General features: G+C 67.1%; 14 protein-coding genes. 9 read left to right on the forward strand and 5 right to left on the reverse strand.

Translation table 11 applies throughout. The annotated features are described in order from the left end of the window. The 5 genes from AC2YHJ_RS17120 to AC2YHJ_RS17140 all read right to left on the reverse strand — a co-directional run. On the reverse strand, positions 1-1,501 hold a 1,501-nt coding region (locus tag AC2YHJ_RS17120), incomplete at its 3' end, for an AAA family ATPase (protein ID WP_487397301.1). After that, positions 1,498-1,716: a hypothetical protein gene (locus tag AC2YHJ_RS17125; protein ID WP_487397302.1), complete on the reverse strand. Its 219-nt coding sequence runs from the start codon at positions 1,714-1,716 to the stop codon at positions 1,498-1,500. The genes AC2YHJ_RS17120 and AC2YHJ_RS17125, both read right to left, overlap by 4 nt. Beyond that, on the reverse strand, positions 1,716-1,898 hold the full coding sequence (locus AC2YHJ_RS17130; RefSeq protein ID WP_487397303.1) for a helix-turn-helix transcriptional regulator: 183 nt from the start codon (positions 1,896-1,898) through the stop codon (positions 1,716-1,718). Before AC2YHJ_RS17130 ends, AC2YHJ_RS17125 begins: the two co-directional genes overlap by 1 nt. Before the next feature lie 175 nt (positions 1,899-2,073). Continuing rightward, entirely contained in the window at positions 2,074-3,969 is a 1,896-nt protein-coding gene (locus AC2YHJ_RS17135; protein WP_487397304.1) for a 7-cyano-7-deazaguanine synthase, read from the reverse strand. Next, positions 3,966-4,754, reverse strand: a complete 789-nt coding sequence (locus AC2YHJ_RS17140) for a hypothetical protein (protein WP_487397305.1) — start codon at positions 4,752-4,754, stop codon at positions 3,966-3,968. Before AC2YHJ_RS17140 ends, AC2YHJ_RS17135 begins: the two co-directional genes overlap by 4 nt. A 475-nt stretch (positions 4,755-5,229) precedes the next feature. On the opposite strand from AC2YHJ_RS17140, the gene AC2YHJ_RS17145 reads away from it, so the two are divergent. From AC2YHJ_RS17145 to AC2YHJ_RS17185, 9 genes are all read left to right on the forward strand, one after another. Next, on the forward strand, positions 5,230-5,748 hold the full coding sequence (locus tag AC2YHJ_RS17145; RefSeq protein WP_487397306.1) for a DUF2924 domain-containing protein: 519 nt from the start codon (positions 5,230-5,232) through the stop codon (positions 5,746-5,748). Continuing rightward, positions 5,745-7,097 carry a recombinase family protein gene (locus tag AC2YHJ_RS17150; protein WP_487397307.1) on the forward strand — a complete coding sequence of 451 codons (1,353 nt, stop codon included), beginning with the start codon at positions 5,745-5,747 and terminating at the stop codon, positions 7,095-7,097. Before AC2YHJ_RS17145 ends, AC2YHJ_RS17150 begins: the two co-directional genes overlap by 4 nt. Beyond that, positions 7,094-7,465: a hypothetical protein gene (locus AC2YHJ_RS17155; RefSeq protein ID WP_487397308.1), complete on the forward strand. Its 372-nt coding sequence runs from the start codon at positions 7,094-7,096 to the stop codon at positions 7,463-7,465. Before AC2YHJ_RS17150 ends, AC2YHJ_RS17155 begins: the two co-directional genes overlap by 4 nt. 116 nt (positions 7,466-7,581) lie before the next feature. Then, entirely contained in the window at positions 7,582-12,801 is a 5,220-nt protein-coding gene (locus AC2YHJ_RS17160; RefSeq protein ID WP_487397309.1) for a DEAD/DEAH box helicase, read from the forward strand. After that, positions 12,798-15,692 carry a helicase-related protein gene (locus AC2YHJ_RS17165; protein ID WP_487397310.1) on the forward strand — a complete coding sequence of 965 codons (2,895 nt, stop codon included), beginning with the start codon at positions 12,798-12,800 and terminating at the stop codon, positions 15,690-15,692. The genes AC2YHJ_RS17160 and AC2YHJ_RS17165 overlap by 4 nt, the downstream gene beginning before the upstream one ends. Further along, positions 15,692-19,693 carry an Eco57I restriction-modification methylase domain-containing protein gene (locus tag AC2YHJ_RS17170; protein WP_487397311.1) on the forward strand — a complete coding sequence of 1,334 codons (4,002 nt, stop codon included), beginning with the start codon at positions 15,692-15,694 and terminating at the stop codon, positions 19,691-19,693. The genes AC2YHJ_RS17165 and AC2YHJ_RS17170 overlap by 1 nt, the downstream gene beginning before the upstream one ends. Next, positions 19,686-20,342, forward strand: a complete 657-nt coding sequence (locus AC2YHJ_RS17175) for a hypothetical protein (protein WP_487397312.1) — start codon at positions 19,686-19,688, stop codon at positions 20,340-20,342. Before AC2YHJ_RS17170 ends, AC2YHJ_RS17175 begins: the two co-directional genes overlap by 8 nt. Beyond that, positions 20,339-21,460, forward strand: coding sequence for a hypothetical protein (locus AC2YHJ_RS17180; protein ID WP_487397313.1), 1,122 nt, complete (start codon positions 20,339-20,341; stop codon positions 21,458-21,460). The genes AC2YHJ_RS17175 and AC2YHJ_RS17180 overlap by 4 nt, the downstream gene beginning before the upstream one ends. A gap of 606 nt (positions 21,461-22,066) precedes the next feature. Further along, positions 22,067-23,089 carry an aspartate-semialdehyde dehydrogenase gene (locus AC2YHJ_RS17185; RefSeq protein ID WP_487397314.1) on the forward strand — a complete coding sequence of 341 codons (1,023 nt, stop codon included), beginning with the start codon at positions 22,067-22,069 and terminating at the stop codon, positions 23,087-23,089. Positions 23,090-23,265: the final 176 nt, after the last annotated feature.

A 23,265-nucleotide genomic window follows, 5' to 3' on the forward strand; every position in this document is an offset into this window, starting at 1 on the left:
TGACGTTGGTCAGCAGACGGTCAAGGCCGTCGATGGCGAATGCCGTCAGCGCCGCGAGACGCCCTTCCGCAACAACCAGCGCGGGGTCGAAGCCGGGAACATCCAGGGCGGGGATGACGAAGCAAGGCGCGCCATCGCGACGGTTCTGCGGATCCAGCGACGCCACACGGCGATGGATCTCTGCCGTGTCGTCCTCCAGCGTCAGGAAGACGCTCGCGCCCGCCGCTTCCAGCGGAATGTGGCCGCCCAGGATCGAGAAGCCGCCGAGCGCGACCTCGCCAAACCTGCCCCGGATGGCGACCCGCAGGCACAGGGAAAGGGCGACCAGCGACTTTCCGATGCCACCTGCGCCGAAGATCAGGCCGACCTTTCCCAGCGGCATCAACGGGGTCAGCAGGAACTCCTGGGCCGGGGGCAGCCCGGCGGTCATGGCGTCGAGGCGGAACTCCCCGATCCGCGCGGCCGCGAAGACGTCATCCGACGCCGCCTTTGCCTTATCCGCCTCGATCTCCGCCCGGGCCGTGCTGACGGCACGGGGAATGTCGTTGTAGCGGGACTGCCAGCGCAGCGGGTGCGTCACACCGTCCTTGATGTCGCGGATCGCCTCCGGCACGCCCTGCATGATGCCCTGCAGCGTCAGCACCGCCTGCGCGTCGGCCATGCCTCCCTTGAGGTATCGCATGGCGAGGGCGGCAATTGGCGCGTGGTAATCGGCACCGGAGGTGATGGCCCTGACGAGTTCGCGCGAATCCCGCGGCTCTCCCTCGTTCGGCGTGTCCTGCGGCTTGTCATCGGTCTTCGGCCGCGTGGCTTTGAAGACGTCCCAAGCTTCGCGGAGGCACTGCTCGGCGTCGTCGAGGTCGAGTTCGTGCTCGGTCTCGGCGACGATGCGGCAGAGCCGCGGCGATGCCTTACGATGCCACGATCCCGGCCAGCGCATCGGATGCACCATAGGATTGGTGGTGGGATCACCGCCGACCAGGTCCGTCGCCATGGCGCGGCACTGCTTCAGCTTGGCGTGAGACGCCTCGTCGCGCGTCGGCTCGGTCAGGCGCCAATGCAGATGCAGCTTCGGCTGCATGACCCCGTCCGCATCGGGCCATTCACCGCCACTGGCGACAACGACGGTCGCCGGCCCGAGGAGCTGCTCCAGGATCTGCCGCGCTTCCTCGGGCTGGCTGTCGCATTCCACACTGAGGGTGAGGCCGTTGTGCAGGTTGGATTCTGTCGCCTGAACAGCGGTCCGGAAGGTCGCGATCGGTGGCGCGAAGACAACCGGACGCTTCTCCCGGGCCGCGCGGGTGGCAAGGTCGCAGGCGGCATCGACGAGGTGCTGGCGATCCGCGGCGAGGTGATGAGCCTGGATGCGGAAGACCTGGTCGGCATCGTCGTAGAACGATCGGAGGGAGACGTAGCTGCCGTCGTCGGCGTAGCGGAACAGCGCACCAACGAAGCGCTCGAGCTCGTCCCGATCCGCCTGAAGGGGGGGCTCGGCGTTCATCGCGGCGGATCGCCATTGTTGGCGGCGACGGCTTGGTCCCGCTCGACGCGGCGACGGTCCATCGCCTCCTGCAGCACCAGCCCCAGGGTGCCGATGGCGCTGGCCCCAGGGCGCGGCATGGAGGCTGGGGTATCCGCACCTGGGTCATTCCAACGGCGGCGGAAATGCGGGTTGCGCTCCGGATCCGACATCGCAGCGGCGGCGGCGGCGTCCATCAACGCTGCCCCCGAAGCTGCTCTGCCTCGAAGGCCTCGATGTCCTCGATCCTGTAGATGACGCGTCCGCCCGCCTTGATGTAGCGCGGCCCCTGTTTCAGCCAGCGCCAGCGCTCCAGCGTCCGCGGGCTGAGGCACCAGCGGCGGGCGACTTCAATCTGAGTGAGGTGCCTGGTCGTCACTGCTTGGCTCCATCGCTGTTCGCGGAGGGCGACGCAGACGCGCTGCATCGCCTCCATATGCGTGGAGTTTCAATGACTTATGGGAAGACTGGTATTCGCAGCCGCGGATCTTCTTGTGACGTGCCAGCCCGAAAAAAGGGCGCTCTGCTGCCTATTGGTCACGCCCGCTGTGACGTCAGGGGGCATCGCCTGTGACATTGGCGTTGGAGCCCTGGGCGTTCGCCGACAGTACGCCAAGGTCTCCTAATGCCAATTCGCGTGCGGCCGGGTTGATCCGGTAGCCGATGCGCGGACGGTTCTCGATGAAGCTGTTCTGGTCGAGCACCAGGCCGAGTGACACCACGAGTGGTTCCATCGCGGATCTGAGGCGGGTGAGCTGCTGCCTCATCGATTGCTCCTCTGTGCCGAGGCGCACGGCCAGTTCAGCCGATGGAACGAATGGCACATCGCGTCCTTCGGCCTTTGCTCGTCGAAAGTCTTCCAGAAGTTCGTGCACGATCCTGTAGTTTGCACCTTCCAGCGAGGTACCACCACGAAACACCACCGACTGCTTCACGGCGTCAATAGCGAATTCGAGGATGGGCGCGGAAAGCCGGTCGATGAAGTCTTTTGCTCGAGCGTCGTAATCGCTCGGCGGTGCGACCTCGACGACGCGCCGCGTTAAGCACATGGAAAGGAGCGATCCCGCTGGAAGTTCGTCACGAAACACCTGAGTTCCGTACTGGTTAAGCGCCGACGTGATAACTCCTTCGACAGCACGTGCCTGACGCTGGAGGAGATCAAAGATGTCCGCTTCGGCTTGCTCCGCACTCCTGTCCGGGAAATGCCCGATAGCGGAAACCACTTCCGGGAGTTCCGCTAGAAGACGGGAGCGCGGCGTCAGCAGCATCTTCTTGAAGAAGGAGACGTAACTCACTGCCATCCGCATATCGTCATCCTGGCTTCGGTCCGCTGTGAGGAGGTCAGTCCTATAGTTCGACGCGGGCTCGTAATCGGCCAACTGCGCAGCGAGAACACTGAACCGCCGATCGATGCATTGAGAACACGCGCCGCAGTGGCGCTGGCTCTTCGACCACGTTCTCGGTCGGGTGCAGCTACTTGTCTTGGGTAGGAGGTGCGCGACTCCCGCCTTCTGAATGAGACTGACTACCTCCGGCTTGGTGAGCCACTGAAGAGGCGTATCGATGACGAAGCGCTGCTGCAGGAGCGTCGAGAACAGATCTTCAAGTCCGCGCAGAACGCGTGGGTGAGTCGTGCGAGTGGCGCGCCCGCCGATGACGTCGCCGGCGAGAGGCGGATTGAGGCTGACGACGCCGTTCTCGTAGAACGTCAGCCTATCCTTACCTGCCAGACGAGCAACAACGAAACCGAGGCAGGCGAAGAGGAATGACCTGCTGCGTTGGGTGAATTCAACGGGCTCTGCCGATGTGTTCGTGACCAGCACTGGTACGAAGGTTAGACGACTCCGTTCTTCCCCGAGCTCGGCTCGCAGGCTGGCAATCAGCTCATCCTGAACATGCCGGACCTTCGGCGCGGAAGAGTGAGCGACCAACGAGACCGCGCGACCGCGCAGGAGCAGGTCCTCCGCGGCGCCGGCAAACGAGTCGATGCCGCCTGAGAAGAGGGCAACCACCTCGGGTTCGCGAGCCGACTCGATCAGCTCGTGAAAATAGGCATCGCGCATAACGGACGGCGCACGCAGTTTGGTAAACTCGAAAGCGTAGCTGTCATCGGATAGGAATCCGAGCGTCGCCGTAAGCAGACGTTGAACCTCCTCCTGCTGCCACACCCCTGGATATCTGACGGGGATCGAGAAGTTCAGCGTTCTCCGCCAGTTCTCGCCGTAGTTCGAGAAATGGCTCGTTCCCCTCGGTAGGCGCTGGTCAGCGCAGTAGACATATGCGGCAATCTCAAGCAGGTCGGTCAGAAGATCCGGTACGTCCGCCACCATGCGACGGGTGATGTAGTCGATGCGGAGGTTGATATTTCTCCCGCTGCCGCCCAGCGCGAGCGAGATGCCACCGGTGCGAGAGGGAGCGGCGACGCCGCATTCGATGTCGAACTGCTTCACGACACGCCTTTGCGCTGCGCCAGCTCGAGCCTCAGCTTCTCGAGTGAGTAGCTCGCGAAGCGTTTGACATCCTGATGGGTCAGGGTCTTCCCTTCGCGATAGACATTCTTACCCAACCAGTCACGTGCAAACCCACGCATGATAAGCGACGCTTCGTCGCAGTGCCGACGCAACGCGGCATCGAAGTTCCGGCGATCGCCGAACGACTTGCTGGTCCTTCCCGGGCCCACCATGCGATGCAGATTTCGATCGACGTAGAAGTGAAGGACTCGCTCGACAAAGCGCGAATGGAACTGTTGGATCAGGTCAGCGCCGGCCTCCGCACTTCTGAGAACTGCGAGCACGTGGCGCGTGTCCTCCGATGTCGGCTGCCACAGGCGGGGTAGCCGCGAATGGATTACCTCGCTGAGCGATGAAAGTGCTGATTGCCGCGCGATCTCACCCAGATCTGTCGCTTTGCTATCGCATCGCCGCTGCACGCGCTCCAGGGCTGCATCAACAGCGGAGAGTAAGCCGGCAACGGACAACCGTCCCGGCACGATAATGCCGATTGCGGCCATGCCGTCTTCGAAGCGCGATGACGCAGCCACGTGGGGCAAGCACATTAAGAGCCACACGGCTTCGACAAACACTGGATCCCGCATGGCCTGCACGAGAGCGTCGTGGCTCAGCTGATGAACATGCTCGACCAGAGCTGGACTGGGCACCGTCCCGTCCAGCAGGAACCGGATGATCTCCGGAAGCAGGCGGTGAGCCGGAAGCTTTCCAAGACGTTGGTGACCCATCCGCTAGCGGCCCACGACGAAAGCGCGACCGCTGTGCGGTCGAGGCCAAGAGCAATCCACCTGAACTGGCAAGGGCCATTCCCTCCGCAGCCGAGCTTCGCAACCGGGTCGCGCTGCTCGATTCGACGATACTGTCGCAATCCTGCGAAGACGAGCGCAAGTTCCAGTATTCGGCCAGCATTCGAAGCCTTGCCTTGCAGTGCTTTTGTTTTCGCGCAGCTTCTCTAAGCGCTTGATCACACTATGAAAGCGTCATCCGGTTTTGATACGCCGCTCTCGCCATGCAGCTTCATCACAAACACTCCATGCCGCTCCGCCTCCGCGAGGTCTGCGACATCCTCGCCCGCGGCCTACTGCGCCTGCGAAGCCGCACCGCCGAGGACATCGACCGCGACCTCGGAGTCATCGGAGAGAGTTCGCTACACTATTCCGGTCACGGGAGCGTGCATGCGGTCCCCTTGGAGAGGACTTCCGCATGACCCGCCGAACCAACAGTTCCGATGCCATCGAGCCCGTGGCGCGCCACACCCCTGCCCTGCCCGCCATCCCGCCTGCCGACGTACTCGGCCGGCTCGCCGCCCTGAAGACCGCCACCACGCCGGCCCTGAAGCAGCAATGGCGGGACCTCTTCGGCACCGAGCCGCCGCCCTACAACCGGCGCTTCCTGGAGAGCCGCCTGGCATATCGCATCCAGGAACTGGCCTATGGCGGCCTGAAGCCCGAGACGCTGGCCCGCCTCGAGGCCCTCGGCGAGCAACTCGACGGCGGCAAGGTCACCGTCCGCCGCATGCGCGGCGACGACAAGCCGATCGCCGGCACCCAGCTGATCCGCGAGTACCAGGGCGTCGAGCACGTGGTGACCGTCACGCGCGACGGTTATGACTATAGCGGCCGTCCCTACCAATCGCTGTCCGCCATCGCCCGCGCCATCACCGGCACGCGCTGGAACGGGCGCGTGTTCTTCGGGCTGCGCCCGAGCCGGAGCGCGGCATGAAGCGCGACGCGAAGCCGGCCGGCGCGATGCCGGCCACCGTGCGGAAGCTGCGCTGCGCGGTCTACACCCGGAAGTCGAGCGAGGAAGGGCTCGACATGGAGTTCAACTCCCTCGACGCCCAGCGCGAGGCCTGCGAGGCCTATATCGCCAGCCAGCGTGCCGAGGGCTGGGTGCTCGTCCGCGACCACTACGACGATGGCGGCATCTCAGGCGGCACCCTGGAGCGCCCTGCCCTGAAGCGGCTGGTCGCCGATATCCAGGAGGGGCTGGTCGACGTCGTGGTGGTATACAAAATCGACCGCCTGAGCCGCTCGCTGGTGGACTTCACCAAGCTGGTCGAGGTGTTCGACGCGAACAACGTCACCTTCGTCTCGGTCACCCAGTCGTTCAACACCACCACCAGCATGGGCCGGCTGACGCTGAACATCCTGCTCAGCTTTGCTCAGTTCGAACGCGAAGTCATTGGCGAGCGGATCCGCGACAAGGTCGCAGCATCGCGCAAGCGCGGCATGTGGATGGGTGGCTTCGTGCCGCTGGGCTACGATGTGCGCGAGCGGAAGCTGCTGGTGAACGACGCTGAGGCCGCGCTGGTGCGGCGGATCTTCCAGGGCTTCGTCGAGACGGAGTCCTGCACCCGGCTGGTCCAGTTGCTGCGCGCCGAGGGTGCCACCACGAAGCGGGGCCGGCCGCTGACGAAGAGCGACGTCTACCGGATCCTCAGCAACCGCGTGTACCTCGGCGAGGCGGTGCACAAGGGCACGGCCTATCCCGGCGAGCACGACGCCATCGTCGCCCAGGCGCAGTGGGACGCGGTGCACGCCGTCCTGCAGGTCAGCCCGCGGGTGCGGGTCAACCGGACGCGGAACACCACCGCGCCGTTGCTGCGCGGCCTGATCTTCGACAGCGAGGGCCGCGCCATGTCGCCCAGCCATAGCCGCGGCCGGGGCGGGCAGATGTACCGCTACTATGTCAGCCAAGCCGTGCTGAAGGGTGGTGCGACGGAGCGGCCCGCGATCGGACGCCTCCCGGCCGGGGAGATCGAGACGGCGGTGGTCGCCCAGGTTCGCGCGCTGCTGCGCCAGCCCGAGATGGTGGTCGGCACCTGGCGGGCGGCGCGGGCGACGGCGACGGACGTGACCGAGCAGGAGGCGCTGCTGGCGCTGGAGCGGATCGAGCCACTGTGGGACGAGCTCTTCCCCGCCGAGCGGGCGCGCATCGTCCGGCTGCTAGTGGACAGGGTCGACGTCCGGGCGGAGGGCGCCGCGGTGCGGCTGCGGCTGGACGGGCTCGGTAGCTTGGTGCGGGACCTGGCTGCCCAGGCGCCCGAGGCCGGGAGGGCGGCGGCATGAGTGACGAGGCGCAGACCCTCACGGTGGTCATCCCGCTCTCGGTGAAGCCGCGAGGCGGGCGGAAGGCGATGGTCACGCCCGGCATGCTGGCGTTGGACCGCCGGCAGGACATCACGCTCATCAAGGCGGTAGCGCGGGCGTTCCGGTGGCGGCGGATGCTGGAGACCGGACGCTTCGCCACAATCCACGAGCTGGCCGCGGCCGAGAAGATCAACTCGTCCTACGTCTCGCGCGTGCTGCGGCTGACGCTGCTGGCGCCGGATATCGTCGAGGCGATCCTGGACGGGCGGCAGGTCGATGGCGTCACGCTCACCTGGGCACTCGCCGGGCTTGAAGCCGAATGGGATAGACAGCTGCCCGCTCAGTAATCTGCCGCTTCCGTATACCTGCTGAGAACGGCGCATTCCTCCACAAGCCAGGTGCGCAGCTTCACCTCATCCTCTATGCTGTTATTGCAGACGGGAAAGGACGGCGCCGGGGGACCATGGACGTATTTGAGTTCCGGGACAAACTGATCGACGAATATCAGCAGTTTACCCGCTCCTTCGTGAAGATTCGGTCCGCCGACATCAAGCGCCATGTCGATGCCGAGTATTCGGCGGAACGCTTCTGGCCGGCGCCGATGGTCGGGCTCAACCCGGCATTCGTACCGGCGGGCGCGATCGGCAATTTCGTCACCGAAGGACTTCTGCACCCCGAGTGCGAGCGGATTTTTCGGTTCGGCAAGTCTGCCGAGGGGGCGGCAGGCTCGCCTCTCGTCCTCCATCGCCACCAGGAGGAGGCGATCCGGATCGCCAAGCAAGGGAAGAGCTACGTCCTCACCACAGGCACGGGCTCGGGTAAGTCGCTCAGCTACTTCGTGCCCATCGTGGACGATGTGCTGCGCCGGAAAGCCGCCGGGCAGCCGACAGCGCTCACCGCCATCGTGGTGTACCCGATGAACGCCCTTTGCAACTCCCAGCTTGAGGAGCTGCAGAAATACCTGTGCCTCGGATATCCGGAGGGCGGAGAGCCGGTCACGTTCGCCCGCTACACCGGTCAGGAGGGCGAGGAAGCCCGGCAACGACTCGCGGCGAGCCCCCCTGACATCCTGCTCACCAACTACGTGATGTTGGAGCTGATGCTCACGCGGCATTCATCGCCCGACCCGCAGGTCGTGGCGCAGGCCAAGGGGCTGCGGTTCCTCGTTCTTGACGAGTTGCACACCTACCGGGGAAGGCAGGGCGCGGACGTCGCCATGCTCGTACGTCGCGTCCGCGACCGCACGAACCCCGACCTCCTCTGCGTCGGCACCAGCGCCACCATGGCGACGGGCGGAACCGCCGCCGATCGCGCCCGCGCAGTGGCCTCCGTGGCCAGCCGCCTGTTCGGCGCGGAAGTGAGACCCGAACACGTTATCACGGAGACACTGCAGCGCGTTACGGACGACGCAGCCGCCACCGATGGGGCTGCGCTCGCTATGGCCATCGTCGCCGGCGTGCCGTCTTCGGCGTCGACCGAGGCGCTCCGCCGCCATCCCGTCGCGGCGTGGCTCGAAACCACCCTGGGCCTTGCCCGCGAGGACGGCCGCCCGGACGGGCGCTGGGTTCGCACCAGCAACCCGAAGACCTTGCGCGAGGCATCGGAGATGCTGGCGGCAGCGAGCGGACGCTCCGAAGCGGAGTGCCACGAACACATCCGCCGACTGCTGCTCCTTGCCTACCGGACGCCCGGCCCGGACGGTCGGCCCCTGCTCGCGTTCCGCTTGCACCAATTCGTCGCCGGAGCAGGCGACGTGTTCACCACGCTGGAGGCCCCCGGGGCGCGCTACCTGACGCTAAACGGCCAGCAGTTCCAGCCGGGCGCCGACCGCAAGCCCCTCTTCACCGCTGTGTTCTGTAGGGCCTGCGGTCAGGAGTATCTGCCGGTCTGGGCGACAGTCTCCGAGCGCCGTCCCGTCCACATTGCGCCGCGCGAGTTCGGCGACCGCAGCGCCGATGACGAGGGCGGCACTGTCCACGGCTACTGGATGCCCGACGCGCAGGGTGAGTTCGACGCCGAGGACGCCGATCGTTACCCAGACGAATGGCTGGAGCCTGCCGGAGACGGCACCCAGCGCCTCCGCCAGAACTACCGGCAGAACCGCCCCGTCGCGTTCCGCGCAGGGCCTGACGGCAGCGGAGACGAGCGTGGCGTGCCGGGCTGGTTCGTGCCGAGGAGCTTCCGCTTCTGCCTCAACCCGCGCTGCGACACAGTCTTCGATGGCGCGGTCCGCAGCGAGACGGCGAAGCTTGGCTCGCTCTCCGCCGAAGGGCGGTCGAGCGCCACGACGGTCCTCACCATCGCGGCGATGCGGCACCTGTTGGGCGAGGCGTCCTTGCCAAAGGCCGCGCGAAAGTTGCTCGGCTTTACGGACAACCGGCAGGATGCCAGCCTGCAGGCTGGGCACCTCAATGATTTCGTGATGGTGCTGCTGCTGCGCGGCGCGCTCCTCGCCGCGCTGCGCAACCAGCCCGGAGGCTCGCTCTCCGACGATGAGTTGACGCACCGCGTGCTGGATCACCTCCGGCTCACGCCGTTAGACTACGCGAGCGCGCCGGAGGCGAAGGGGCTCCGCGCCGACGCGGCGAAGAAGGCACTGCGCGACGTTCTCGGCTATCGTCTCTACTTCGACCTGCGGCGAGGCTGGCGATTCACGCACCCCAACCTCGAGCAGCTGGGCTTCCTGCGCATCGGCTACGTCTCACTCGAAGAATGCGCGGCAGATGACGCGGAGTGGACCAAGCGTCACCCGCTACTGGCCCGCGCTTCAGCAGAGACGCGCCTGAAGCTGCTGCGCGATCTGCTGGACCGGATGCGACGCGGTCTCGCGATCAAGACCGCATTTCTAGACGGAAACTTCCTCGACCAGTTGCAGAAGCGGTCGTTCAGCGAGCTACGCGAACCGTGGGGGATGGCGGAGGATGAGCGGCCCGTCGTCGCCTCGGCGATGGTCGCCCGGCCGCAGCCGCCCTCGGGTCGTCTACAGGACCGCGTCATTCACCTCTCCCATCGCTCGGCCTTCGGGCGCCGCATTAAGGCGAAGAATACGTGGGGCACCGCGGCCGATGCTGTGCCGGGGAAGATCGACGAGGACGCCTACAATCAAATCGCGGACGAAATGCTTGCGGTGCTGGCTATCTACGGCCTTGTCGAGCGGGTCGAGGTGGAGGGAGGCTACACCGGCTGGCGTGTGCCTGCTGGTGGCATCCAGTGGACGCTCGGCGAAGGCTCGGGTAGCGACAGCGACAACGCCTTCTTCCGCGATCTCTACCACAACGTAGCGGAGATGCTGCGCGGCGACGACCGCTTCCTTCACGCCCTTCAAGCTCGCGAGCACACGGCGCAAGTCGACGCCGACGAACGGGAGCGACGCGAGGATCGTTTCCGCAGCGCCGAGCTGCCGGTGCTTTTCTGCTCGCCGACGATGGAGTTGGGCGTCGACATTGCCACGCTCAACACCGTCTACATGCGCAACGTGCCGCCGACGCCCGCGAATTACGCGCAGCGGAGCGGCCGCGCGGGGCGGTCCGGCCAGCCCGCGCTGGTTCTCACCTACTGCGCGGCGCGCTCACCGCACGACCAGTACTTCTTCCGCGACCCAGCGCGCATGGTGGCAGGCGCGGTCAATCCGCCTGCACTTGATCTTGCCAACGAGGATCTGATCCGGTCGCACCTAAACGCCGTTTGGCTCGGTGAGACCGGGCAGAAGCTCGGTCCGTCGGTGCAGGATGTGCTCGACAAAGAGACCCTTCCTGTCCTGCCTCTGCTGCCGGCCATCGCCGCGCAGGTGGACCAGCCTGGCGTGCGGCAGCGCGCCGCTGCTCGCGGTATTTCCATCCTTGGCTCCCTGCGCGACGAGCTGACTCCGGACCGCGCGCCGTGGTTCACGGCGGACTGGCTTGACCATGTGATCCGCTCCGCACACCTCAATCTCGACGCGGCCTTCGACCGCTGGCGGACACTGTTCAATGCGGCCCAGCGGCAGATGGACCTGGCGCACGCAGTGCAGATGAACGCCGCTGCCGACCAGAAAACTCGTGATGAGGCCAAGGCACGATACAACGAAGCCCGCGTCCAGCGCGACTTGTTGCTCGACAATCGCGCGACAATGTCGTCCGACTTCTACTGCTACCGCTATCTTGCCTCGGAGGGGTTCCTGCCGGGCTACAACTTCCCGCGCTTGCCGCTGCTGGCCTTCATCCCGGCGCGACGCGAGAAGATCGGCCGCGACGGTTTCCTCTCGCGGCCTCGCTTCCTCGGCCTGTCGGAGTTCGGGCCGCGCTCGATCATCTATCACGAGGGATCCACCTACCGGGTCCGCAAGGCTATCCTGACGGTGAGTGACGCGGAGAGCGTATCCACCTCGGCGCGGCTCACTACCCGCCGCGCAAAGCTCTGCCCCGCCTGCGGCTACGGCCACTTTGATGCGGAGGCAGACCACGAGTTGTGCGTCAGCTGCGGCGCCCGGCTCGAAGGCGGGATGCCTACGCTGCTCGACCTGCACCGCATCGATCAGGTGAGCACCAAGCGTGCCGATCGGATCACCTCCGACGAGGAGGAGCGCCAGAGGCAGGGCTATGAGGTGGTCACGACGCTCAGATTCGCCGAGGCAGAGGGCCAGCGGCGACACACGCCGGTGGACTTTCGCGAGGGCGGCGACCTGCTGGTTAAGGCGAGCTACGCTCCGGCGGCGACGGTGTGGCGCATCAACCTCGGTTGGCGGCGCCGCAAGAACAAGTCGATTTTCGGCTTCAACATTGATGTCGCCTCAGGCGAGTGGTCGCGTGACGAGCAGGCGCCCGACGACGCCATGGACGACGCGCCGACCGCTCGCGCCGTACAGCGCATCATTCCCTTCGTAGAGGACCGCCGGAACGTCCTGGTCCTTCGCCCAGCGGTGAAGCTCGACGCGGACGAGATCACAACCCTGACCTACGCACTTAAGCGCGGAGTCGAGGGGCTGTTCCAGCTGGAGGAGAGCGAGCTGGCGGCTGAACCCCTGCCGGACCGCGACAACCGCAACGCCATCCTGCTCTATGAGGCCGCGGAAGGCGGTGCAGGTGTCTTGAGCCGCCTGGTGGCCGACCCGCACGCGATCCGGCGTATCGCCATTCGGGCGCTGGAGGTCGCGCACTGGCGGTCAAAGTCGGGCCTCTGGACCGACCACGCGGATCTGCAGGACACGGATGCGGAGTGCGAGGCCGGGTGCTACCGCTGCCTCCTCTCCTACTCCAACCAGCCCGATCACGGCCGCATCGACCGCAGGCACAAGGCGGTGCTCGACCTGCTCTGCCGTCTGGCGCGCGCCGACGCCTCGGTGGGCAGCGCGTCAGGCGCGCGTGCGGAGGATGCCTTCGACGCGCTGCTCCGCCAGTGCGGATCCGGACTGGAGCGTGCGTGGCTGGAGGCGGTTCGCGATGGCGGCTTCCGCCTCCCGGACCGAGCGCAGCCGCTGTTGGCCGAGTTCTCAGTGCGGCCCGACTTCGCCTACGACGGCACAAAGGCTCTCATTTTCGTGGACGGCCCCCACCACCAAGGCGACGCCGCCAAGATGATAGACGAGGCTAAGCGCCGCGCGCTGCGGGACGCGGGCTACAAGGTGGTCTCCTTCACTCAGCAACGCGGCGACTGGCCCGCTGTCCTCGCAAAATTCCCCTTCGTATTCGGCAAGGGCCGCTCATGAGCGTCGCTCTGAACAACCCGGGTGCTGAGTTCCGCCCCGGCACCCTCGTGGCAGCGCGCGGTCGGGAATGGGTCGTCCTGCCCGGCAACGACTCGCCAGACCTGCTTCGCCTGCGGCCCCTCGGAGGCGCGGAGGAGGACCAGACGCTCATCTACCTGCCGCTGGAGCCGGTCGCGCCGCGCTCCGCGACCTTTCCACCGCCCGACCCAGAGCAGACCGGCGCTCAGGCTGCCGCTTTGCTCCTTCGTGACGCGCTGCGCCTCAAGCTGCGAGCCGGCGCGGGGCCGTTCCGCTCCTTCGGCAACATTTCGGTCGAGCCGCGCGCCTACCAGCTTGTCCCTCTGCTGATGGCGCTGAAGATGGACACGGTGCGCCTGCTGATCGGCGACGATGTTGGCATCGGCAAGACTGTCGAGGCGTGCCTGATCGCGCGGGAGCTGCTCGATCGGGGCGAGATCGCGCGCCTCGCCGTGATCTGCCCGCCGCACCTCTGCGAACAGTGGCAAGGCGAGCTCGCGTCCAAGTTCGGCATCCAGTCGGAGATCGTGCGGACCGGCACCGCCGGGCGGCTGGAGCGCGGGTTGCCGCAGGGGCAGTCCATCTTCGATGTCCATCCCTTCACGGTCGTCTCGCTCGACTACATCAAATCCGACCGACGCCGGGACGAGTTCCTGCGCGCCTGCCCCGAATTCGTCATCGTGGAGGAGACGCACGCCTCGGTCGGCACCGGGGGTGACGAACGGAATCAGCGACTAACGCTGCTGCGCGGCCTCGCGGCGAAGCCAGACCGCCACATGGTCCACCTCACCGCGACGCCGCATTCGGGCGATGAGGCAGCCTTCCACAACCTGCTCGGCCTGCTCCACCCGGACTTCCGTGCCCTTCAGGGCATGGGCGACGGCCCCACCCGCCAGAAGCTTCGCGAGCGCCTCGCGCTGCACTTCGTCCAGCGCCGCCGGGCGGACATCGCGGAATGGCGCGACGAGGGCAGCGTCTTCCCGGACCGCGAGACGTCAGAGGCCACCTACACCCTCTCGGGCGACTGGGGCCGCCTCTTCGACGAGGTGCTCGACTACGCGCGCGGCATGGTGCGGCGTGCGGAGGGCGAGTCCGTCCTGCGCCAGCGCATGTCATGGTGGGCCGCCCTCGCGCTGCTCCGCTGCGTCTCCTCGTCCCCGGCCTCCGCTGCCGTCGCGCTGGCAACCCGGCTCCGGTCGGTCGAGGGCGCGACGGAGGTGGAGCAGGTGCAGGCCCTCGACGAGCAGGGCGCAGCGGCGGTGATGGACGGCGAAGCGACCGACAGCCTGACCGCCGAGGACGCCGCCCCGGCAGGACTGAGCGAGGAGGCGGGCGGTACCCCCGAGGACGCCATGGCGCTGCGCGGGCTGCTCGCGCGCGCCGACGCACTGCGCGGGCCGGACCGCGATCCGAAGCTGCGGCTTCTCGTCGCCCGGGCGAAAGCGCTGATCGCTGAGGGCTTCCGCCCCGTTGTCTTCTGCCGCTTCATCCAGACCGCGCACTACGTTGGCGAGCACCTCGCCGCGGCGCTTGACCCAGCCAAGCAGCATGTCGAGGTCATCACCGGCCTGCTTCCCCTGGAGGAGCGGCGCGCGCGCATCGATGCGCTGGTGGCTATCGCACAGGACAAGCTGCCTGTTTTGGTCGCGACCGATTGCCTCTCCGAAGGCATCAACCTGCAGGCCGTCTTCTCGGCCGTGATCCACTACGACTTGAGCTGGAACCCCACGCGCCACGAGCAGCGGGAGGGCCGGGTGGACCGGTTCGGCCAGCCAGAAAAGGTCGTCCGCGCGCTGATGCTGTATGGCGAGAACAACCCGGTGGACGGTGCGGTGCTGCGCGTTATCGTCCGCAAGGCCGAGCGCATCCGCCGCGAACTCGGCGTCGCCGTCCCGGTGCCCGCCGACACCAACAAGGTCACCGAGGCGATCCTGCGCACCGTTCTGCTGCACAAGGGGCGCGTCGCCGATGACCTCCGTCAGGGCCGCCTCGACTTCGGCCGCGCCGAGTCCGATCTCGAGACCGCATGGGAGAGCGCGAAGGAGAACGCACGGCAGAGCATCACCATTTTCCGCCAGGCCCGCCTGAAGCCCGAGGAAGTGCTGCCCGAGTGGAACAAGGCGGTGGCGGCCCTCGGCGGCGAGGCGGATGTGCGCCGCTTCGTGACCTCGGCCTGCGAGCGACTGCGTGCCCCGCTGGAGGAGCGCGGCGCGGGGCGCTTCCGCCTTCCCGCCGAACACCTGCCACTCCAGATACGCGAAAGGCTCGACGCCGCGGGGCTGTCCGGGAAGTCGGTACGCCTGACCTTCCGCTTCCCCGCCCCCGCGGGGTTCGAGGCCGTCCACCGCACCCACCCGTTGGTCGCAGCACTTGCCGATCACGTCGCCGAACGCGCGCTCGCGGAGGATGAGCCGGCGCTCGCGGCGCGCTGCGGCGCGGTGGCCACTCGCACGGTTACGCGACGCACCACGATCCTATTGCTGCGCCTGCGCTCGCAGATCGGCGTCGAGGAGCGCGACGGCACACGCTGGCAGCGCGTGCGCACCCTGCTCTCCGAAGAGGCCATCGGTATTGCGCTGGCCGGCTCCGACCCGCCCCGCCTGCTGGAGGATGCCGACGCGCTGTCGCTGCTGGAAGCGGCGCCTGCGCGCAACATGGAGGCCGAGGAGCGCGCCTTCGAAGTGCGCGACGCTCTGGACGAGTTGCCCGCTGCCATGCCTGCCATCGAGGAGATCGCGCGCACCCGCGCGCAGGCGCTGCTCGCCGACCACACCCGCGTCCGCGACGCCTCGGCCGGGAAGGGCTGGCGCCCGTCCGTCGAGCCCTGCCTGCCCGCCGACGTGATCGGTCTCTATGTGCTGGTGCCGGCGTGATGGACGCCTTGCCCCTCCCGTCGCCGCGCACCTCAGCGCCGCCGCGCGTGGAAAGCGCCTTCACGGCCATCCGCATCGAAGGCGGCCTCTTTCCCGCCGAATTCCTCCAGGCCGTGGTGGGCGAGCGTGTGCCCGGTCGCGCCGCCACCGATTACGGCATGCTCGCCAGCCGCAGCCTGCGCGACGAGATCGGTCGCTATTGGCGCGACGCGGAGATGCTCTGGCAGGAGTACCGCCGCGACCGCGCGCGCACCGACCGAGACGCGCAGCGCAGCGGCGTCGAGCGCTGGCTGCTGCGGCTGCTCCGCGAGGTGCTGGGCTACGCCGATATCGCGAAGGCCCCGCCCGGCACCTATGTCGGAGAACGCGGCTTCCCCATCACCCACCGCGCCCATGCCGGCGCCGTGCCGCTGCTGCTGACCGTGGCCGCCCGCGACCTCGACCGCGCCAGCCCCGAGTTCGGCGATGGCGGCCGCCGCCGAGCCCCGCACGCGGCGATGCAGGAATACCTCAACGCCGAGCCCACGGCGCTGTGGGGCGTCGTGTCCAACGGCGTGCGGCTGCGCCTGCTGCGCGATAACCCCTCCCTGACCCGGCCCGCCTATGTCGAAGCAGATCTGGAGCGGATCTTCGAAGAGGGCCTGTATCCCGACTTCGCCGCCCTTTGGCTTGTCGCCCACGCTTCCCGCCTGGCGCCTGGCGAGGGCGGCATGGCCGGGTGCTGGCTGGAGCGCTGGCGTGCGGTGGGGGCGGAGACCGGGCAACGCGCCCTGACGCAGCTCCGCGCCGGAGTGACCAAGGCGCTGCGCGACCTCGGCTCCGGATTCGTGGAGCACCCGGCCAACACCGCGCTGCGCGCCGCGCTGGACGACGGCACGCTCTCCGCCGACGCGCTGCACCAGCAACTGCTCCGCCTGGTCTATCGCCTCATCCTGCTCGCCACGGCGGAGGAGCGCGGTCTGCTGCACGCGCCGGACGCGCCGGCCGAGGCGCGTGCCCTCTACGCGCAGGGCTACGCGCTGGCGCGGCTGCGCGAGCGCTCGCGCCGCAAGCGCCATCATGATGGCCACGCGGACCTCTGGGCGGGGTTGACGGTAACCTTCCGGGCGCTGGCACGCGGCGCCCCGCCGCTCGGCCTGCCCGCCCTCGGCGGCCTGTTCGAGGAGGACCAGTGCCCGGCGCTGGACGGTGCGGTGCTGTCCAACCGCCGCCTGTTGGAGGCGATCCACGCGCTGACCTTCTTCACCGATCGGGGCACGCTCCAGCGCGTCAATTACCGGGACATGGATACCGAGGAGCTGGGCTCGGTCTATGAGAGCCTGCTAGAGCTCCACCCCGTCGTGCAGGTGGCGACGCGGCCATGGACCTTCGCCTTCGTGGGCGATGCGGCCGGCGGCACGGTGAAGGGGAACGAGCGAAAGCTTTCGGGCAGCTACTACACCCCGAGCAGCCTGGCGCAGGAGCTGCGCGCCTCCGCCCTCGACCCTGTCATCGAGCGCGCCATCCGCGACAACCCCGACAACCCGCGCGAGGCGTTACTGCGGCTGCGTGTGCTGGACCCCGCCTGCGGCTCCGGCCACTTCCTGCTGATGGCGGCGCGGCGGCTGGCGGAGGCGGTGGCGCGGCTCGATGCCGATGGTGACCTGCCGGACGAGGCGGTACGCCGCCACGCCCTACGTGAGGTGATCCGCCGCTGCATCCACGGTGTGGACCGCAACCCGCTCTCGGTCGAGCTGTGCCGCACGGCGTTGTGGATCGAGGCGCTGGAGCCGGGCAAGCCGCTCTCCTTCCTCGATGCGCGGATCAAGTGCGGCGACAGCCTGATCGGCGTCGCGGACCTGTCTGTGCTCAAGGGCGGCATCCCGGACGAGGCGTTCAAGGAGCTGACGGGCGATGACAAGGCGTATTGTCGCGACCTCAAGAAGCGGAACAAGGGCGAGCGCGACAACCCGACGCTGGCGCTGCTGCCCGAAGTTGAGCTGCCCGACGATCTCGCCGCCGCTATCGCCGCGCTGAGCGAGGCGCCGGAGGACACGGCGGAGGCGGTGCGCGTAAAGCGCCATGCCTTGGAGAGCCTGCGCAACGGCAGTGTCGCGCATGATCTGCGCGTGGCCTGCGACCTGTGGTGCGCGGTTTTCTTCGCGCCGAAAGCGCAGCGGCCGGAACTGCGCGGGCGGGATCTGGTGCCGACGACCGACACGGTGTGGCGCTACCTGCGCGCGCCCTCCAGCGTCTATGGCCCCTTGGTGGGGGCGGTGGCGGAAACGGCGGCGCGGCTGCGCTTCTTCCACTGGCCGCTGGAGTTCCCGGATGTGTTTGCGGCTGGGGGCTTCGATTGCGTGTTGGGGAACCCGCCTTGGGAGCGCATCAAGCTACAGGAGCAGGAGTTCTTCGCCGCGCGGCATCAGGCCATCGCGACAGCACCGAATGCGGCGGCGCGGCGCAAACTCATCGAGGGGCTGCGAGGCGGCGATGATGCGGATCGCGCGCTGCTGCGCGCCTTTGAACACGCGAAGCGCGACGCCGAGGCATCCAGCCAGTTCGTGCGCGGCTGCGGGCGATTTCCGCTGACGGCAGTGGGCGACGTTAACACCTACGCACTCTTCGCCGAGGTCTTCCTGCGGCTGCCTTCGCCGTGCGGGCGCGCGGGGCTGATCGTGCCGACCGGTATCGCGACCGACGACAGTACCAAGGCGTTCTTCGATGAGGTGGCTGGGAGAGGGCGGCTGGCCAGCCTGTATGACTTCGAGAACCGCGAAGGCCTGTTTGAGGAGGTGCATCGCTCATACAAGTTCGCGCTGCTGACGCTGGGCAGCAGCGAGGCTTCGGCGCACTTCGTGTTTTTCGCCACGCGCGTCGAGCACCTTGCTGACCGGCGCCGTGCCTTCACCCTTTCGGCCGAGGACATCCGGCTGATCAACCCCAACACACGGACCTGCCCGGTGTTCCGCTCCTCGGCCGATGCGGAATTGACCAAGCGCATCTACGCCCGCGTGCCCGTGCTGATCGACGAGACGAAGGGCAAGGCCGGCAATCCGTGGGGCGTGAGCTTCATGGCCATGCTGCATATGTCAAACGATAGCGGCCTGTTCCGCACCGCCGTCCAACTGGCTGAGGCCGGCGCAGTGCGCGACGGTGCGGATTGGGTGTTGCCGAGTGGCGCGCGCATGGTGCGGCTCTACGAAGCAAAGATGATGGATCAGTTTGACCACCGATACGCCGACTACACTGGACGTGATACGGAACGCGGTCACCGCGTCCTGCCTGAGTTAAGCGATGACGAACACCGCAATCCAACCCGTCTATCCCTTCCGTATTACTGGGTGGAGCAGTCCGAGGTCGATTCAAGATTAGCCAAATGGACGAATAAAAGATTCTTATTCGGATACGGGGAAGCAACAACCGCATCTACATATCGAACACTTGTATGCACATTTTTTCCACGCCTTGGCGTTGGCCACAAGACAATTCTTGTGAATTTAAATGTAGGAAACGATTTGTTTGCTTGCTTTTGCGCGAATGCAAACGCGATTGTAGTCGATTATATGTGCCGCCAGAAGGTGAGCTATCTTAATCTCGGTCAATATGTCTTCAAGCAGTTGCCTTTCATCGAGACCGAGCGGTACTCAACGCACCTGCGCACGTTCGTTGTCCAGCGCGTCCTCGAACTCACCTACACCGCCGAGGACATGCGCCCATGGGCGGAGGACCTTGGCTTCACCGGCCCGCCCTTCGGCTGGGATGAAGGCCGCCGCGCCCATCTCCGCGCCGAGCTCGACGCGGCCTACGCCCATCTCTACGGCCTGACCCGCGACGAGCTGCGCTACATCCTCGACCCCACGGACCTGCACGGCCCCGATTTCCCCTCCGAGACCTTCCGCGTGCTGAAGGAGAAGGAGATCCGCCAGCACGGCGAGTACCGCATGGCCCGCCTGGTGCTGGCCGCATGGGACCGGCTGACGGCCGATGGCACCTTCGCGGGATGGGGGCAGCATGGCTGAGATGGCGCTCGCGGCCGTGCCCGCCGCCGAGTGGCGCCTCGCGGGAACGGTGGACGGCGACCGCCGCAGGCGCCTCCTGGAAGTGGCCCCGCCACCTGAGAGGCTCATCGCCGACCTGGCCGACGCGGCTTTCGTGGAGGCCCGCGCCGGAGCACTCTGTCTCCATCGGGTCCAGGCTTGCGAACGGCCTGGCTTTTTTCGCCTCGAGGCGGCCTTCCGCGTCAGCGCGGCGTTGTTCGACTGGCTCTTCAACGGGCGGACCGGCTACCGCGCCGCCTACTGGCTCTCCACGCAGCACGGCATGCTGTTCAACGCTGCCGCTGTGTGCGCCCTCGAACCGGCAATCAGATTGGCCTGGGAAAACGGGCTTCTTGCGGAGCTGGGGTGGGAACGTTTCCGCGCATCGGCACTGGGGCAAGACAGCAAGCTCTGGGTAACAAACGACAGCCTGCATTTTCGCTCGGAGTGCCGAGGAATGTTGCTTCCGGCCCGCTGGGCGGAAACGGATGGGGTCGGCACGTGCCTGCCGATGCCGGTACACCCCGGGGTGGATATCAAGGGGACCTTCCTCGACGCGAAGGGTGAGCGCTGGCTGTCGGAGTTGAAGGCCGACCGCCATGAACGCCTGCACCAACGCGGGTTCACATGAGCGCACGACGACCTCGTGCCGCTATCCTCGGCGTGGGCACCACGACGCGATCGCTCGACTTCACCGTCTATCCCGCCACCGCGCGCCCAGCGAGCGTGCCAGCAGGGCCCCGGGTGGATGTGGACCTGCACACCCTCGCCCGGGCTGCTTCCCTTGAACTCAGCCAGAACGCCGCGCCGCTGCTTGGCCTCGCCACCCTAATCGAGGACCTTCTGGTTCCTGGGGACACCTCCTTCACCTGGCGAGGGAGAGGCCCCGGCCTGGGACGGGAAGTGCGACGCGCGACCTCCGGCCTGCTCGGTCGCTTCATGGCGCGCTGGCTCGCGCATCAACATCTCAATGTTGCCGCCTGCATTGCCATTGACGGCGACGACATGGCTTTGCCTGGCACGATGTCGCGGAGGCTTCGCGCGACGCGTATCCCCGGGGCCAAGGGCGACCTGCCGGATTGGGTATGGGTCGGAACGACGGGTTGTCATCCGCCGGCAGGCCTTCTCGAAGCGAAAGGCACCTACTTCCGCAACAAGATGAACGCGACGATGCAGGGTGCCGCCGGGCAGCTTGCCCGCATGCGGATCGAGCGCGATAGCGGGTCAGGGTGGCGCAGGATCCGCTCCAAGAGCTGGGCTGTCGGCAGCGGGTGGTGTGCCGAAGATCCCATCACCGCCGGCTTCGTCCGCCCGCTGCTCCGCCTCGATGACCCGGACGACGACGGCGAGGAACTGGATGAAGGCGAGGCCGCCGCCCTGCGCGCCGGGATGGTGAGGCTGCAATTGGCGCAATCCCTTTTCGGCCTCGGTCTGCCCGGGATCGCCGCCGCGCTCCGCGGGGATGCGCCGGAAGCGTTCTTCAGCGGGGTGGGAGGCGGGCCGACGATCCCGGGACGCTGGCGGGCCAGCATTGCCGATGAGAAGGAAGTAGAAGTCCTGGGCTCGGTGGTGCTCCGCCCGCGCGAGGACCGCGAGGCCGCCGGCTTTCTCGTGGGCTATGAACCAGCTTTCGTGGAAGCGGTCACGGCCGGCGAAGAGCGCCTGCTATCGACGAAGCCTGGCGTTGCCTTCTTGCCGCTGCTGATCGAGCGTGAGCGGGCGACGCGGCTGGGCGATGCAACGTTGTAGGGGTGCTACATCTGGGTGGAGACCAGCCGCGTACCGAAGTGTTCGCTCACGAAGTACGGATTTCGGGCAAGTGGGATACGAACCGGAGCAAGCTCTGACCGCGCCGAAACCGGCCCTTTACCTGAGTTTGCGAGTTCCGTACTAAATCGGCCAAGTCAACAGGTCCGGAGAGAATTGGCCTCCGGAGAGCGATTTCCGGCCACCTCCGCGCCGGGCCAGTCAACAGGTCTGCCTCGAAAACCCCAAGAAGCCTGCCACTCAGCCGGGTCGTCGGTGAGGCGGAGAGCCCGATGCGAATTGGAACTGGCGGAGCGGGTGGGATTCGCGTCGACGGTGCGCCATTCCCTTGGCCGCAGTCCTCCACCTGCAGCTCAGATTGCCACCTCGATGTATTGGCATCGTCGGTTGCGCGTCCCCGATTTGAACCTGCAATCGCGGCTCGAGGGCTGTCAGTGAGGCCTGATGGCTGTTCGGTATAGAGAGGTCCAGGCCCTCCGGACCACCCCGCCAGGGGGCAACGGTCCCCTGGACCGCGCGGAATTGGCGCGCGGGGTGCGTGCGGCGCCATCCGCTGCTAGATGGCGGCTCCCATCAGGAGGCGCCGCAATGAACTACAAGGTCGCAATCGTTGGCGCCACCGGAGCGGTCGGGCGCGAAATCATCAAGACACTGGCCGAACGGCAGTTCCCGGTCAGCGAAGTGGTCGCGCTCGCCTCGGGGCGGTCGGCCGGGCAGGAGATCTCCTTCGGACCAGACAAGGTGCTGAAGGTGCGCGACCTCGACCGCTACGATTTCGCCGGCACGCATCTCGGGTTGTTTTCTCCAGGTGCTGCCGTCTCGGCTGTGCATGCGCCGCGCGCGGCGGCGGCCGGCTGCCTCGTGATCGACAACACCTCCCAGTTCCGCATGGAACCCGGCGTGCCGCTCGTAGTGCCGGAGGTGAATGCGCGGACCATTGCGACACGTCCGAAGAAGGGGATCATCGCCAATCCCAATTGCTCGACCATCCAGATGGTCGTCGTACTGAAGCCGCTGCACGACATGGCGAAGGTGAAGCGCGTGGTCGTCGCGACCTATCAATCCGTCTCCGGCGCGGGGAAGGAGGCGATGGACGAGTTGTGGTCCCAGACCCGCGGCGTCTTCGTCAACGACCCGCCGACGCCCGAGCAGTTCACCAAGCCCATCGCCTTCAACGTCATCCCGCATATCGACCGCTTCATGGACGATGGCGCGACGAAGGAGGAATGGAAGATGGCGGTGGAGACGCGCAAGATCCTCGACCCCGACATCCAGGTCGTCGCCACCTGCGTGCGCGTGCCGGTGATGATCGGCCATGGCGAGGCGGTGCATGTCGAGTTCGAGCGCCCCATCACCGAACGCCAGGCACGCGAGGCGCTGCGCGAGGCGCCGGGGATCACGGTGCTCGATACGCGCGATGACGGCGGCTACGCGACGCCGATCGAGATCGCGGGGGAGGATGCGGTCTTCGTCTCCCGCCTGCGGCGCGATCCGACGGTGCCGAACGGGCTCGCCTTCTGGTGCGTGGCGGACAACCTGCGCAAGGGCGCGGCGCTGAACGCGGTGCAGATCGCGGAGGAAGTGCACCGCAACGGAGTGCTGGTGGGGTGAAAGGCCGAAGGGGCAGCCCCTCCGGGCCGCCCCACCAAAGGCCTCCTCCCCTTCGCGCCGGACACATGTCGTGCGCCAAGCCGCCATTCGCCCCCTGACCCGACACCGGCGCGCGGCGCCAAGTGATGGCATTCCAAAGGGCACTGCCCTTTGGTGGGGTGGTTTGGAGGGGCAAG

This window comes from Roseomonas sp. SRI_022 (genome assembly GCF_057586215.1).

Bases quoted from the DNA above. Each gene is read 5' to 3' on its own strand.
- AC2YHJ_RS17125 (WP_487397302.1), bottom strand. From the start codon at position 1,716: ATGGACGCCGCCGCCGCCGCTGCGATGTCGGATCCGGAGCGCAACCCG.
- AC2YHJ_RS17140 (WP_487397305.1), bottom strand. From the start codon at position 4,754: ATGGGTCACCAACGTCTTGGAAAGCTTCCGGCTCACCGCCTGCTTCCG.
- AC2YHJ_RS17145 (WP_487397306.1), top strand. From the start codon at position 5,230: ATGACCCGCCGAACCAACAGTTCCGATGCCATCGAGCCCGTGGCGCGC.
- AC2YHJ_RS17150 (WP_487397307.1), top strand. From the start codon at position 5,745: ATGAAGCGCGACGCGAAGCCGGCCGGCGCGATGCCGGCCACCGTGCGG.
- AC2YHJ_RS17155 (WP_487397308.1), top strand. From the start codon at position 7,094: ATGAGTGACGAGGCGCAGACCCTCACGGTGGTCATCCCGCTCTCGGTG.
- AC2YHJ_RS17160 (WP_487397309.1), top strand. From the start codon at position 7,582: ATGGACGTATTTGAGTTCCGGGACAAACTGATCGACGAATATCAGCAG.
- AC2YHJ_RS17165 (WP_487397310.1), top strand. From the start codon at position 12,798: ATGAGCGTCGCTCTGAACAACCCGGGTGCTGAGTTCCGCCCCGGCACC.
- AC2YHJ_RS17170 (WP_487397311.1), top strand. From the start codon at position 15,692: ATGGACGCCTTGCCCCTCCCGTCGCCGCGCACCTCAGCGCCGCCGCGC.
- AC2YHJ_RS17175 (WP_487397312.1), top strand. From the start codon at position 19,686: ATGGCTGAGATGGCGCTCGCGGCCGTGCCCGCCGCCGAGTGGCGCCTC.
- AC2YHJ_RS17180 (WP_487397313.1), top strand. From the start codon at position 20,339: ATGAGCGCACGACGACCTCGTGCCGCTATCCTCGGCGTGGGCACCACG.
- AC2YHJ_RS17185 (WP_487397314.1), top strand. From the start codon at position 22,067: ATGAACTACAAGGTCGCAATCGTTGGCGCCACCGGAGCGGTCGGGCGC.